Annotated in this window: 15 protein-coding genes; 11 read left to right on the forward strand and 4 right to left on the reverse strand. The window is 51.8% G+C overall.

Features of this window, described 5'->3' with window-relative positions:
• Window positions 1-26 precede the first annotated feature (26 nt).
• From JK198_RS06640 to gntU, 4 genes are all read left to right on the forward strand, one after another.
• Window positions 27-722: a pirin family protein gene (locus JK198_RS06640; RefSeq protein WP_212707365.1), complete on the forward strand. Its 696-nt coding sequence runs from the start codon at window positions 27-29 to the stop codon at window positions 720-722.
• Between the two features lie 110 nt (window positions 723-832).
• Window positions 833-1,828 carry a gluconate operon transcriptional repressor GntR gene (gntR, locus tag JK198_RS06645; protein WP_212710312.1) on the forward strand — a complete coding sequence of 332 codons (996 nt, stop codon included), beginning with the start codon at window positions 833-835 and terminating at the stop codon, window positions 1,826-1,828.
• A gap of 131 nt (window positions 1,829-1,959) precedes the next feature.
• Window positions 1,960-2,490, forward strand: coding sequence for a gluconokinase (gene gntK, locus JK198_RS06650; RefSeq protein WP_212710313.1), 531 nt, complete (start codon window positions 1,960-1,962; stop codon window positions 2,488-2,490).
• 12 nt (window positions 2,491-2,502) lie between these two features.
• Window positions 2,503-3,843 carry a gluconate transporter gene (gene gntU / locus JK198_RS06655; RefSeq protein WP_212707430.1) on the forward strand — a complete coding sequence of 447 codons (1,341 nt, stop codon included), beginning with the start codon at window positions 2,503-2,505 and terminating at the stop codon, window positions 3,841-3,843.
• 51 nt (window positions 3,844-3,894) lie between these two features.
• On the opposite strand, the gene JK198_RS06660 is transcribed toward gntU, so the two are convergent.
• Window positions 3,895-4,488 carry a YhgN family NAAT transporter gene (locus JK198_RS06660; RefSeq protein ID WP_212707368.1) on the reverse strand — a complete coding sequence of 198 codons (594 nt, stop codon included), beginning with the start codon at window positions 4,486-4,488 and terminating at the stop codon, window positions 3,895-3,897.
• A gap of 301 nt (window positions 4,489-4,789) precedes the next feature.
• Here JK198_RS06660 and asd point away from each other — a divergent pair, with 301 nt between their 5' ends.
• The gene (gene asd, locus JK198_RS06665) at window positions 4,790-5,899 is read left to right on the forward strand and encodes an aspartate-semialdehyde dehydrogenase (RefSeq protein ID WP_212710314.1); all 1,110 of its coding nucleotides are present in this window, start codon (window positions 4,790-4,792) and stop codon (window positions 5,897-5,899) included.
• A gap of 58 nt (window positions 5,900-5,957) precedes the next feature.
• Here the strand turns inward: asd and glpD are convergent, their stop codons facing one another.
• Window positions 5,958-7,484, reverse strand: coding sequence for a glycerol-3-phosphate dehydrogenase (gene glpD, locus JK198_RS06670; protein WP_212707370.1), 1,527 nt, complete (start codon window positions 7,482-7,484; stop codon window positions 5,958-5,960).
• A 217-nt stretch (window positions 7,485-7,701) separates the two neighbouring features.
• Between glpD and glpE the strand changes: the two genes are divergently transcribed.
• From glpE to JK198_RS06685, 3 genes are read left to right on the forward strand one after another with little or no spacing between them, the layout of a single operon-like run.
• Window positions 7,702-8,046, forward strand: a complete 345-nt coding sequence (gene glpE / locus JK198_RS06675; RefSeq protein ID WP_212707371.1) for a thiosulfate sulfurtransferase GlpE — start codon at window positions 7,702-7,704, stop codon at window positions 8,044-8,046.
• Window positions 8,047-8,070: 24 nt separating this feature from the next.
• Window positions 8,071-8,910: a rhomboid family intramembrane serine protease GlpG gene (gene glpG, locus JK198_RS06680; RefSeq protein WP_212710315.1), complete on the forward strand. Its 840-nt coding sequence runs from the start codon at window positions 8,071-8,073 to the stop codon at window positions 8,908-8,910.
• A 39-nt stretch (window positions 8,911-8,949) separates the two neighbouring features.
• Window positions 8,950-9,708 (forward strand): DeoR/GlpR family transcriptional regulator, encoded by a 759-nt coding sequence (locus JK198_RS06685; RefSeq protein ID WP_212707373.1) that lies wholly within the window; start codon window positions 8,950-8,952, stop codon window positions 9,706-9,708.
• 46 nt (window positions 9,709-9,754) lie between these two features.
• Here the strand turns inward: JK198_RS06685 and nfuA are convergent, their stop codons facing one another.
• Complete coding sequence (nfuA, locus tag JK198_RS06690) at window positions 9,755-10,330, reverse strand: Fe-S biogenesis protein NfuA (protein ID WP_212707374.1); 576 nt, start codon at window positions 10,328-10,330, stop codon at window positions 9,755-9,757.
• A gap of 57 nt (window positions 10,331-10,387) precedes the next feature.
• On the reverse strand, window positions 10,388-11,071 hold the full coding sequence (gene gntX, locus JK198_RS06695) for a DNA utilization protein GntX (protein WP_212707375.1): 684 nt from the start codon (window positions 11,069-11,071) through the stop codon (window positions 10,388-10,390).
• Between the two features lie 30 nt (window positions 11,072-11,101).
• Here gntX and bioH point away from each other — a divergent pair, with 30 nt between their 5' ends.
• The 3 genes from bioH (at window position 11,102) to JK198_RS06710 (ending at window position 12,773) form a co-directional block, all read left to right on the forward strand.
• Complete coding sequence (bioH, locus tag JK198_RS06700) at window positions 11,102-11,872, forward strand: pimeloyl-ACP methyl ester esterase BioH (protein WP_212710330.1); 771 nt, start codon at window positions 11,102-11,104, stop codon at window positions 11,870-11,872.
• A gap of 154 nt (window positions 11,873-12,026) precedes the next feature.
• Window positions 12,027-12,296: a DUF1471 domain-containing protein gene (locus JK198_RS06705; protein WP_212707376.1), complete on the forward strand. Its 270-nt coding sequence runs from the start codon at window positions 12,027-12,029 to the stop codon at window positions 12,294-12,296.
• Window positions 12,297-12,467: 171 nt separating this feature from the next.
• On the forward strand, window positions 12,468-12,773 hold the full coding sequence (locus JK198_RS06710; protein WP_212707377.1) for an antibiotic biosynthesis monooxygenase family protein: 306 nt from the start codon (window positions 12,468-12,470) through the stop codon (window positions 12,771-12,773).
• The last annotated feature ends 51 nt before the right edge of the window (window positions 12,774-12,824 follow it).

A 12,824-nucleotide genomic window follows, 5' to 3' on the forward strand; every position in this document is an offset into this window, starting at 1 on the left:
GACTATAAAAAACGGAGGATTAGCGAATGATTTATTTACGTAAAGCGCAGGACCGTGGTTATGCACAGCATGGCTGGCTGGAAAGCTGGCATACTTTTTCCTTTGCCGGCTATCATGACCCGGATTTTATGGGATTTTCGGCACTCAGGGTAATCAACGAAGATATTATTGCTCCGGGGCAGGGATTCGGAACCCATCCCCATAAAGATATGGAAATTCTGACCTATGTTCTGTCCGGAACGGTGGAACATCAGGACAGTATGGGCAATAAAGAACAGATTCCGGCGGGGGAATTTCAGATAATGAGTGCCGGGACCGGTGTCCGTCACTCAGAATATAATCCCAGTGGCACAGAGCCGTTACATCTGTACCAGATCTGGATTATTCCGCAGACTACCGGCATCACTCCCCGCTATGGACAACGGCGATTTGCTGACCAGCAGGGACGGCAGTGGGTATTGACACCCGATGGCCGGGAAGACTCGCTCACCGTCTGGCAGGATATGACATTATCCCGCTGGGCATTAGTGACCGGGGAGCAGGGGATGTTATCACCGCAAGCGGGGCGTAATATCTGGATTCAGGTGGTAAAAGGCCGCCTGACCATCAATGGGCAACAGGTGAATACCAGCGATGCTCTGGCTATCCGCGATGAAGCCGAATTACAGATCACTGCCGACAGTGACGCCGAAATTCTTATCTTTGATTTACCCCCGGTCTGAAAATAATCTCCAACACCAGGGCCCTGCCGGAATGATCGCCGGCGGGGCATTTTGTCTGCGGAATTGATGCTAAACTCTGCCTAATTTCTCTGGTGTGAGTTGCGATAACAATGAAGAAAAAAAGACCCGTGCTTCAGGATGTTGCCGACCAGCTGGGTGTCACAAAAATGACAGTCAGCCGCTATTTACGTAACCCCGGCCAGGTCTCTGCCGCATTGGGGGAGAAAATAGGGAGAGTACTGGATGAGCTCGGGTATATCCCTAACCGTGTACCGGATATGCTGTCCAGCGCGACCAGCCGCGCCATCGGTGTTTTGTTACCCTCACTGACCAACCATGTGTTTGCCGATGTGCTGCAGGGCATTGAAGCCGTGACGGATAATGCGGGGTACCAGACGCTGGTGGCTCACTTTGGTTATCAGCCAGAAAAAGAGGAACGACAGCTGCGTTCATTACTGGGATGGAATGTCGACGGGGTGATCCTCACCGAGCGAACCCATACCCCGGCAACCTTACGGATGCTGGAAACAGCCGGTATCCCGGTGGTTGAAATTATGGACTCAGTCTCTCCCTGCCTCGATATGGCTGTCGGGTTTGATAATGTAGACGCTGCCCGGCAAATGACCCGGATGCTGATCAGTCACGGTTACCGGTCAGTGGTTTATCTGGGGGCCCGCCTTGATGAACGTACCCTGCAAAAACAGCAGGGTTACGTGCTGGCGATGCGTGAAGCCGGCCTTGAACCACAGAGTGTGATGGACGAAATGCCCTCTTCATTTACCACGGGGGCAGTGTTGTTGCGCCATGCCCTGCAGCGCTTTCCCCGTATGGACAGCCTGTGTTGTACGAACGATGACCTGGCCGTCGGGGCGATGTTTGAATGTCAGCGGCAGGGGATTGCCGTTCCGCAACAGATAGCCATTATGGGGTTCCATGGGCACGATATTACCCGGGTGGTCTCACCGGCACTGGCCACGGTGATGACTCCCCGTAAACAAATCGGAGAAACGGCGGCCGCCATGCTGTTGCAACGTCTGCGAGGTGAAACGGTGACAGACAAAGTCCGTAACCTGGGTTTCAGTCTGTATCGTGGCGGCAGTGTTTAGCTGATTTTATGATTCAGTTCACAGTTTGATGTTTTATTTGCCAAAGCTGTTGCCAGTAATTGTCCGGGTCATGACAATGTTTTAATCAATTGTTATCGGTAACATTACTGTATCTACAGTCGGAGCAAAAAATGACTACACCCTCTTCAAATCATTATGTGTTTATTCTGATGGGCGTTTCCGGCAGTGGGAAATCGGTGGTTGCAAGCCGTGTCGCCCACCAGCTGCAAACCGCATTTCTCGATGGTGATTTTCTGCATCCGAGAGCCAATATCTTAAAAATGGCCGACGGGTACCCCCTGAATGACCAGGATCGTCAGCCCTGGCTACAGGCAATTAATGATGCGGCTTTTGCGATGCAGCGTACTCAGGCTGTATCGTTAATTGTGTGCTCGTCCCTGAAGAAAAGTTACCGTGATATCCTGCGGCAAGGGAATCACAATCTTAACTTTATCTATCTGAAAGGTGATTTTGACACCATAGAATCACGCCTTAAAGCACGGAAAGGGCATTTCTTTAAACCGGCAATGCTGGTGACTCAGTTCGCCACCCTGCAGGAACCTGCTGAGAATGAACACGATGTGATTACGGTAGATATCCGTCAGTCTGTTGATCAGGTTGTTGCGGATACCGTTGCAGCGATAAAACACGCGATTCAGTAAGGGCAGATAATGATGAGTACCGCTACACTGGTATTAACGGCAGCGGGATCTGTGCTGCTGTTACTATTGTTAGTAATGAAAGCACGGATGCATGCTTTTGTGGCCCTGATGTTAGTGTCGGTCGGTGCTGGGATTATGTCCGGAATGCCGCTGGAAAAAATTACCGAAGCAATGCAGGCAGGCATGGGCGGAACCCTGGGTTTTCTGGCGATTGTCGTCGGACTGGGGGCCATGTTCGGGAAAATTTTACATGAAACAGGGGCGGTGGATCAGATAGCGATCCGTATGCTGAAAACTTTTGGTGAAAAGCGTGCCCATTATGCGATGGGGATCGCCGGATTTATCTGTGCGCTGCCACTGTTTTTCGAAGTGGCGATTGTATTACTGATCAGTATTGCCTTCGCCGTTGCCAGACGTACCGGCGGTAACCTGGTACGGCTGGTTATCCCGTTATTCGCCGGGGTAGCCGCTGCAGCGGCTTTCGTACTGCCGGGGCCTGCGCCGATGCTGGTGGCTGCCCAGATGCATGCTGATTTTGGCTGGATGATCCTGTTAGGACTGTGCGCCGCCATTCCCGGTATGCTGATTGCCGGGCCATTATTTGGCAGTTTTATTTCCCGGCATGTGCATTTTTCATTGCCGGAAGATGATGTGCCGCCGCCAGCCGGAACCCATCAGTTACCTTCCTTTGGTTTCAGTATCTCACTGATATTATTTCCGTTAGTGCTGGTCGGGTTAAAAACCATCGGGGCACATTTTGTAACTCAGGGCTCGTCGCTGGATCACCTGCTGGAGTTTATCGGCCATCCGTTTATTGCTATTTTACTGGCCTGCCTTATTACCATCTATGGCCTGGCTTACCGTCAGGGGATGGACAAAACCCGTATCATGCAGATCTGTGGTGAAGCATTACAGCCTGCGGGGATTATTCTGCTGGTGATAGGTGCCGGCGGGGTATTCAAACAGGTACTGGTGGACTCCGGTGTGGGGCCGGCACTGGGTGATGCTGTTGCCGGTGCCGGTATGCCGGTTGCGGTGGCGTGTTTTATTCTGGCCGGTGTTGTCAGGATTATCCAGGGCTCTGCGACTGTTGCCTGTCTGACGGCAGTCGGACTGATTATGCCGGTGATCACCCCGCTTCATTACAGTGGTGCTCAGCTGGCAGCCCTCTCTGTCTGTATCGGCGGCGGATCTATTATCTGTAGTCACGTGAATGATGCGGGGTTCTGGTTATTTGGCCGTTTTACCGGAGCATCTGAAGCGCAGACTTTGAAGACCTGGACTCTGATGGAAACTATTCTGGGGACGACCGGCGGGGTTATCGGCATGATCGCTTTCTGGTTACTTAGTTAAGGAGTTGTCCCGTGTAAAATGCCGCAGCAGGTCACCTGCTGCGGCATTTTTTTATAATTTCATATAGGCGCGGATACCGTCGAGAAACATTTGTGTTGCCAGCATAATCAAAATCAGCCCCATCAGCCGTTCCAGCGCATTGACCCCTTTATTCCCCAGCAACCGTAAAAAGACACCGGACAGTAACAGAATGGTCGAGGTAATCGCCCAGGCGAGCAGCAGTGCCACGACCAGCGTCCCCGGCTGACCAGGATACTGGTGAGACATCAGCATCAGGGTTGCCAGCAGTGATGGCCCTGCCACCAGCGGAATGGCGAGGGGAACCAGGAAAGGTTCTTCGCCTGCCGGCAGCCCGGAACTTTCATTGTCAGGTCCGGGGAAAATCATTTTTATCGCGATCAGAAATAAAATAATTCCGCCGGAAATAGACACGGTTTCTGCCCGCAAATTAAGGAACGACAGTATTTTTTCGCCGGTAAACAGAAACAGCAGCATAATAGCTAACGCAATTAACAGTTCACGAATAATGACGATACGCCGCCGCCGGGGTTCCAGATGTTTAAGCACTGACATAAAGATCGGCAGGTTACCCAGCGGATCCATGATCAGCAGAAGCAGTACAGTGGCAGAAATCATTTCGGTCATAAGAGCGTTAGTATCCTTTAGCTAAACGACAACTATTAGTGCAATTGTTGAAAATGCCCGGCGTATCGAATTAATTCACTTGCCAGACAGTGTGCATTTTGTAGAGTTGGGGGTTACAGGTAAATATGATTATGACACTGAGTACCCTGCAGGGGTATTTTAGTGAATTTTTTTTCATTAATAAGCACCGGACCGGAATCTGGTGACTCAGGGATCGTATAATCCTCTGGTCCGTTGTCAATGTTCCTGACGGTATGGCGTGGAAAAATCTGGCTCAGAATACAGGATAAGCAGGCATAACATGAAAAATGTAGGTTTTATTGGCTGGCGCGGTATGGTGGGTTCCGTACTGATGTCGAGAATGACAGAAGAACGTGATTTTGACAGTATCAATCCGATCTTTTTCTCCACTTCACAGCACGGACAACCGGCGCCTGCGTTTGGCGGCGGTCAGAATGGTGTGTTACAGGATGCGGGAGATATTGACGCATTACGGGCGCTGGATATTATCGTGACCTGCCAGGGGGGCGATTATACCAGCGAGATCTATCCCAGACTGCGGGCATCTGGCTGGCAGGGATACTGGATTGATGCAGCGTCAACCCTGCGGATGAACGATGATGCCATTATTATTCTTGATCCGGTAAACCAGCAGGTTATTCATCAGGGACTGGATAAAGGCATCAAAACCTTTGTCGGCGGTAACTGTACCGTCAGTCTGATGCTGATGTCACTCGGTGCCCTGTTTACACAGGATTTAGTGGAATGGGCCTCAGTCGCGACTTACCAGGCGGCCTCCGGGGGCGGTGCCCGGCATATGCGTGAATTATTAAGCCAGATGGGCATGCTGCATAATCATGTCGCGAAAGAGTTGCAGGATCCTGCGTCAGCGATTCTGGATATTGAGCGTAAGGTAACAGAGTTAACCCGTTCCGGTACCTTACCTGCGGATAACTTCGGTGTGCCGCTGGCAGGCAGTCTTATCCCGTGGATTGATAAACAGCTGGATAACGGGCAGAGCCGCGAAGAGTGGAAAGGCCAGGCGGAGACTAATAAGATCCTTGCGACCCGCCAGCCAGTACCGGTAGACGGCTTATGTGTGCGGGTTGGTGCTCTGCGTTGCCATAGTCAGGCGTTTACCCTGAAACTGAAAAAAGATATTCCGCTGGCTGAAATTGAACAGCTGCTGGCGGGACATAATGAATGGGCCAGAGTAATCCCTAATGATCGTGAACTGACTATGCGTGAACTGACACCTGCGGCGGTGACAGGTACGCTGAATACCCCGGTAGGCCGGTTGCGTAAACTGAATATGGGTCCTGAATACCTGTCGGCCTTTACGGTGGGTGATCAGCTGCTATGGGGGGCTGCTGAGCCTCTGAGAAGAATGCTGCGTCAGCTGGCAGGTTAAGCGGTCAGAAAGGTGAAAAAGGCGACGGTTATGTCGCCTTTTTAGATTACGCAGCGAGTCAGAGGGTACGGGTTTCTGCGGCGGCCGGGCGGGGGATCGTCTGTGGATAACGGACCTGCAGCCATTCAGTAATACGGGCCTGCTGTGCTGGCGTCAGCCACATACCTTGTTTGGTTCTGCGCCAGATGGCATCATCAAGTTCGCGTACCCATTCGTTATCTGCCAGATAGCGCAGTTCGGCCTCATAAAATTCATGACCAAAATTTTCACCCAGCTCTGCCAGTTGCTGCGCATCTCCCAGTAATTTCTCCGTATTACTGCCGTAGGTCCGTGCGTAATGAGTCGCCATACTGGTCGTGATAAACGGATAACGTCTGCGCAGTCCGGCAGCCAGATCCTCTCTGCTGCCGGAGAAGTGACCGCCGGGCAGTACCGCATTTTTCGTCCAGGCCGGGCCGGCTTGCGGGTAGTATTTCGCCAGTTTTTCCAGCGCATGTTCTGCCAGTTTGCGGTAGGTGGTCAGCTTACCGCCAAAAACGGATAATAGCGGGGCTTTACCCTGCTCATCATGCACATCAAGGGTGTAGTCACGGGTCACGGCCTGGGGTGAATCAGACTCATCATCACATAATGGCCGGACGCCGGAGTATGTCCAGACAATGTCCTGACGTGACAGGTTGTGACGGAAATGCTGGTTAAATACTGTTAGCAGGTAGTCAATTTCGTTGTCGTCAATAGCAACCTGCGCCGGATCACCATGGTATTCAACATCGGTGGTGCCAATGATAGAAAATTCGTCCATCCACGGGATGACAAAAACTATCCGGTGATCTTCATTTTGCAGGATATAGGCTTGTTTATCGTTATGTACCCGCGGGACGACAATATGGCTGCCTTTGATTAAACGGATACCGTACGGCGATTTAAGCTGCAGGCCGTGATCAAAAAATTCTTTAACCCAGGGGCCGGCAGCATTTACCAGCCCTCTCGCCTGCCAGCGAAATATTTCTCCCTTGTCCGTATCTTCGGCTTCGACCATCCACAGACCGTTTTCGCGCCAGGCGCGGGTGACCCGGGTACGGGTTCTGACTTCCCCGCCACGTTCCGTGACTGCCTGAGCATTGAGCACAACCATCCGCGCATCATCGACCCAGCAGTCCGAATACTCAAAGCCACGGGTGATTTCGGGTTTCAGTACCGAGTCCTGACCAAAGCTGATCCCCCGGCTGGCGGGCAGACTGGTACGTTTGCCTAAATGATCATACAGGAACAATCCGGCGCGGATCATCCACGCGGGGCGCAGATGCGGGCGATGCGGCAGACGAAATCGCATCGGAAACGCCAGATGCGGTGCCATTCTGAGCAGAACTTCACGTTCGGCAAGGGCTTCACTGACCAGACGGAATTCATAATGTTCCAGATAGCGTAAGCCACCGTGGATCAGTTTCGAACTGGCAGAAGAAGTCGCAGAGGCAAAATCCCTGGCTTCCAGCATCAATACGGACAAGCCGCGTCCGGCGGCATCTGCCGCAATACCGGCACCGTTGATACCGCCACCGATGACGATCAGATCTTTGGTTTCCACGTAGTATCCCCCGGGGTTCGGAAAATCATGTTATGTTCGTTTTCGAGCTTTATGGTAGTCGAAAACAAACATTGACGCCAATAGTTAACCAGAAGAAAACAATTTTGCGTGATACAGGTAACATAAACACACAACAAAAAAACTGACGATTATTTTTTAACGGATTATTGAGCGCCGGGATCAGGTTACAATGTGCGGCAGTGAACTGATGAGATGAATGAGAGAGATTATGGAAACCTATGAGTGTATCAGTGTGCAGCAGGCCGATGAAAAGTTACAGCAGGGGGCATTGCTGGTGGATATTCGTGACCCGCAAAGTTTTGACGCCGCCCATGTGGCAGAAGCTTTTCACCTTACCCAGGGCACTCTTAACACTTTTATGGAAAAAGCTGATCCGGATCAGCCGGTGATGGTGCTTTGTTATCACGGTAACAGCAGCAAAGGGGCTGCCCAGTACCTGATCAATCAGGGCTTTGACCAGGTCTACAGTGTGGATGGTGGTTTCGATGCCTGGCGGACAGCTTTTCCGGCTCAGATTTGTACTGATGCCCGTCAGAGCTGACAGACGATCACAGAGGGGAACCCCATGAAACGTATCTCTCAGCTTGCGAATCCACGCATGGCTCAGGCGTTTATCGACTATATGGCCACCCGCGGTATCAGGCTGCACCTTGAACAGCAGCAGCAATATTATCTGTTATGGCTGGACGATGATGAACAACTGGCACTGGTCGAAAGCGAATACGCGCTCTTTATCCGGGATCCTGATCATCCGCGTTACCAGGATGCCAGCTGGAAAAGTGGCGATACCCGGTTTCAGATAAATTACCCGCGTGGGCATCTGTGGCGTACCGTTCGTGAGCGCGGTGGTCCGATAACGATGACGGTGTCAGCCCTCTGTATTCTGGTATTTATTCTGATGCAGTTGCTGGGGGAGGATAGGGTACTGAGCTGGCTGGCATGGCCGCAGGGGCCGGACCAGTATTTTCAGGTCTGGCGCTGGGTCAGCCCCGCATTTTTGCATTTTTCTTTTTTACATATCCTGTTCAACTTACTGTGGTGGTGGTATCTCGGCGGGGCGGTTGAAAAAAGACTGGGCAGCGGAAAACTGTTTGTGATTACACTGATTTCCGCCTTACTGAGTGGCTGGATGCAGGCTAAATTCAGCGGTGTCTGGTTTGGCGGCCTCTCCGGGGTAGTGTATGCCCTGATGGGATATTGCTGGCTACGCGGTGAACTGGATCCTGACAGCGGGGTGTATCTGGAGCGCGGCCTGATCGTGTTTTCCATTCTCTGGCTGGTGGTGGGATATTACGGTTTATTCGGGATGTCGATCGCCAATATGGCGCATTTCACCGGGTTACTGACCGGCCTGGCAATGGCTTTTGTCGACAGCCGTGCTGCCGGTAAAGCAGGCAGAAAGTAATCTGAACAGCCCGGCAATCTGCCGGCAAAGGAGAGTTATGTGAAGCAGACCCAGCGGCATGACGTAATTATTGAGCTGGTCAAACGTCAGGGATATGTGAGTACCGAAGAACTGGTCGAATATTTCGCGGTAAGCCCGCAGACGATCCGTCGTGATTTAAATGAGCTTGCTGAACAAAACCGTATTCAACGGCATCATGGCGGTGCGGCATTACCTTCCAGTGCAGAAAATACCGCCTGGCATGACCGTAAAATGATGTATTCCGAAGAAAAAGCCCGGATTGCACAGAAGGTAGCAGCGCAAATCCCTGACGGGTCAACCCTGTTTATTGATATCGGGACAACGCCTGAAGCGGTTGCCCATGCTCTGCTTAATCATAACCAATTACAGGTCGTGACCAATAATCTGAATGTGGCGATATTACTGATGGCAAAGCCTGATTTCAGGGTGATTATTGCCGGAGGTGATGTCCGTTCAAGGGACGGCGGAATTATCGGTGAAGCCACCATGGACTTTATCTCTCAGTTCCGTCTGGACTACGGAATACTCGGGATTAGCGGTATTGATATGGATGGTGCCTTGCTGGAGTTTGATTATCATGAAGTTCGCACCAAGCGGGCGATCATCGAAAGTTCACGTAACGTTATACTGGTCACTGATCATTCAAAATTTGGCCGCAGTGCGATGGTGAATCTTGGCAGTATCGATATGCTCGACAGCTTATATACAGATAAGAAACCGCCGGAAGCGGTGCTGAAAGCGATTACACAGGGGGATGTGCAGCTGGTGCTGTGCTGAAACCCGTAAACACCACAGGTCCGTAGCGGGACCTGTGGCATCACTCTTAATAGTAAGAGTGTTCACCTGGCTGATGTTCTGTTAAATCACGTACACCCTTCAGTTCAGGGAATGCGGCCAGCAGCTCTTTTTCGATGCCTTCTTTTAATGTTACATCGACCATAGAACAGCCATTACAACCGCCGCCAAATTGCAAAATGGCGTAACCATCCTCAGTAATTTCCATCAGGGATACTTTTCCGCCATGGCTGGCAAGCTGCGGGTTAATCTGTGCCTGTAACTGATATTCGACCCGCTCAAGTAATGGCGCATCGTCAGCCACCTTACGCATTTTTGCGTTAGGTGCCTTAAGGGTTAGTTGTGAGCCCAGATTGTCGGTCACAAAATCAATTTCTGCCTCTTCAAGGTAAGGGGCACTCAGCTCATCAACATAAGCGATCAGATTATCGAACCTGAGTTCGGTATCTGTACTTTCTACCGCATCAGGCGGGCAATAGGACACACCACATTCTGCACCTGGCGTCCCCGGATTGATCACAAAGACACGGATTTGTGTGCCTTCTTCTTGTTTAGCGAGAAGCTTAGCGAAATGCTCCTGGGCAGTGTCAGTAATACGGATCATAGCATTGCTCAATAGTTGACTGAAACAGTGGGTTATAATACGCCCATCACTGTGACTCTACAAGGTTCGGCACAGGCACCAAACCTGGATGCTGGCCACAGCATGCAGGGACAGTAAGCGTGATATTTCACCGGCGGTACTGCCGCTGGTGACGACATCATCGACCAGGGCAACATGGCGGCCAGTGAGGTCTTTTTCGACGCAAAAGGCATTGCGTAAATTACGTTTTCTCTGACGTATATTCAGCAGGTGCTGCACGGCCGTTTTGCGATGACGGCGTAAGGCAAAGGGTGCAAACTCGCAGGATAACCAATGTGCCAGTGGCTGTGCCAGTAAAGCCGATTGATTAAATCCCCGTTGCCAGAGTCGCTGTCTGTGCAGGGGTGAGCATAGCAGGATATCCGGCTTTCGCAGACCATAGTCTCTGTGCTGCTGCAGAAAGCTTAGCAAAATAAGTCTGGCGAGCATCACCGAGAGTGCGGTGTTGCCGGAAAATTTGAATTTATGCAGTAAACGACTGAGTGGCGGGAGATAGTCGCCGGCACACACCAGATGCTGCCACGGGGGCGGGTCTGTCAGACAACGGCCACATTCAGCGGTGTCCGGGGCGGCCGGTAACCCACAACGGCGACATAAAAAGGGCAGCGGCGGCAGCCGGCACTGACAGCCGGTACAGATACCGGTGGTCCTTAACATCAGCGGCAGATGGCATAACCAGCAATAACTCTTCAGTATCAGCATGGTATCCTGTGATTTTTGACGGGGGAATTTATTATGTCGCTTTTCTGGCATACCTGTGGCGCGGGAGAGAGAGATCTTGTGCTGTTACACGGATGGGGGCTTAACGCTGAAGTCTGGAATTGTGTCACCGCACGGCTTAGCCCGCATTTTCGTTTGCATCTGGTCGATTTGCCGGGGTATGGCCGCAGTCAGGGCGTAACGGCGCTGACGCTGGATCACATGGTCACCCTGCTGGAACCCCGGTTACCGGAAAATGCCATTATTGTCGGCTGGTCTCTTGGCGGGCTGGTGGCTACCAGACTGGCCCGGAGTGCTTCGGTTACGGTACGGGGGTTAATTACGGTTGCCTCTTCCCCTTGCTTTTCAGCACAACAGGGCTGGCCGGGCATTAAGCCTTCGGTATTGCAGGGGTTTCAGCAGCAACTGAGCAGCCACTTTGAAAAGACCATTGATCGCTTTATGGCGCTGCAAACTCTCGGAACCGACACTGCCCGCCATGATGCACGATTACTGCGACAGGCTGTTTTGTCTCAGCCATTACCGGAAGTGACAGTATTAAACGCCGGGCTGGGTATCCTGCAGTCTGCGGATCTCCGTCGCGAACTGTCGTCGGTTAATCTGCCATTCCTGCGTATTTACGGAGCGCTTGATGGGCTGGTACCCCGTGATATTGCCGGGCAAGTCGATACACTGGCGGGCGGTGGCCTCTCCGTCGTGATGCCGAAAGCCGGCCATGCGCCGTTTATTTCCCATCCCGCAGAATTTTGCGAGCAGGTTCTCGCTTTTTCGTCTGACTTATAGAAACGGCGGCGGTTTTATTGCTGTTTCCCCTAACCGGAACTAATAATTCAGAGGTGCCTGACACTCCCGGCAAACGGCCTGTGCTGATCTCCGGTGACTGTCAGTAGCACAGGCAGTGAATTTTGTTACGGCAATACCATAAGGGGCTTATGCTATGAAAATGACGAAATATACGGTGAGTGTGCTGATGGCAGGCATCCTGTCTTTTTCTGCTGTTGCTGCGGAAGAAGTGACTCAGGCACAGGCAGACAGTCAGCAGCTGGTCTCTCTGGGGACCGTATCTACCACGGCTGAAACGACATCGCCGATGGATGCTAAAAAAGAACTCTCCAGACTGGCGGATGAAAAAGGCGGTAAGTATTTTAAAGTGATTGCCGGGCGTGAGCATGGCCGCATCAGCGCGGTTGCCGAAGTGTATAAATAATCCACCCCCGGCGCCGGTAACTGTGGCGGGGGAGTGTTTTATCCCCTGATGCGACAGGGTCCGGTGCCGGTTGCCATCTTCCCCGTGAGCATTGCATACTTAATCACGCTGGAAACTATACCGGTTGTGTTCCGGTATGCCGTGTTAATCACTTCTGCAAGAAGGTCAGATATGAGCCAGGTTATTACTGTTACTGCATTGATTACAGCGAAAGCAGGGGAAGAACAGATCGTTGCTGACGCATTGAAAACAGCCGAAAAAGAGGTTCAGGGAGAACCGGGTTGCGAGTCCTATGTATTACATCAGAATACGCAAAATACCGCCCAGTATCTTATGCTGGAACGCTGGAGCTCCGGACAGCACCTGGCGGATCACGAACAGGCACCTGCATTTCAAAAACTGGCTGCAGCACTGGCTGGCCGTGCTGAATTACAGGTTATTACCTCAACGGCAGTCACTGGTGGTGTGAATAAATAAAATACTGAAACGCCCCGTGAGGGGCATTTCAGTATGCAGGCCGGAGTCAGG

Source organism: Tatumella sp. JGM91 (assembly GCF_018257575.1).
Classification (GTDB): Bacteria; Pseudomonadota; Gammaproteobacteria; order Enterobacterales; family Enterobacteriaceae; genus Tatumella; species Tatumella punctata.

Excerpts from the sequence above, each read along its gene's own strand:
- JK198_RS06640 (WP_212707365.1), top strand. The coding sequence starts at position 27 with ATGATTTATTTACGTAAAGCGCAGGACCGTGGTTATGCACAGCATGGC.
- gntR (WP_212710312.1), top strand. The coding sequence starts at position 833 with ATGAAGAAAAAAAGACCCGTGCTTCAGGATGTTGCCGACCAGCTGGGT.
- gntK (WP_212710313.1), top strand. The coding sequence starts at position 1,960 with ATGACTACACCCTCTTCAAATCATTATGTGTTTATTCTGATGGGCGTT.
- gntU (WP_212707430.1), top strand. The coding sequence starts at position 2,503 with ATGAGTACCGCTACACTGGTATTAACGGCAGCGGGATCTGTGCTGCTG.
- JK198_RS06660 (WP_212707368.1), bottom strand. The coding sequence starts at position 4,488 with ATGACCGAAATGATTTCTGCCACTGTACTGCTTCTGCTGATCATGGAT.
- asd (WP_212710314.1), top strand. The coding sequence starts at position 4,790 with ATGAAAAATGTAGGTTTTATTGGCTGGCGCGGTATGGTGGGTTCCGTA.
- glpE (WP_212707371.1), top strand. The coding sequence starts at position 7,702 with ATGAGAGAGATTATGGAAACCTATGAGTGTATCAGTGTGCAGCAGGCC.
- glpG (WP_212710315.1), top strand. The coding sequence starts at position 8,071 with ATGAAACGTATCTCTCAGCTTGCGAATCCACGCATGGCTCAGGCGTTT.
- nfuA (WP_212707374.1), bottom strand. The coding sequence starts at position 10,330 with ATGATCCGTATTACTGACACTGCCCAGGAGCATTTCGCTAAGCTTCTC.
- gntX (WP_212707375.1), bottom strand. The coding sequence starts at position 11,071 with ATGCTGATACTGAAGAGTTATTGCTGGTTATGCCATCTGCCGCTGATG.
- JK198_RS06705 (WP_212707376.1), top strand. The coding sequence starts at position 12,027 with ATGAAAATGACGAAATATACGGTGAGTGTGCTGATGGCAGGCATCCTG.
- JK198_RS06710 (WP_212707377.1), top strand. The coding sequence starts at position 12,468 with ATGAGCCAGGTTATTACTGTTACTGCATTGATTACAGCGAAAGCAGGG.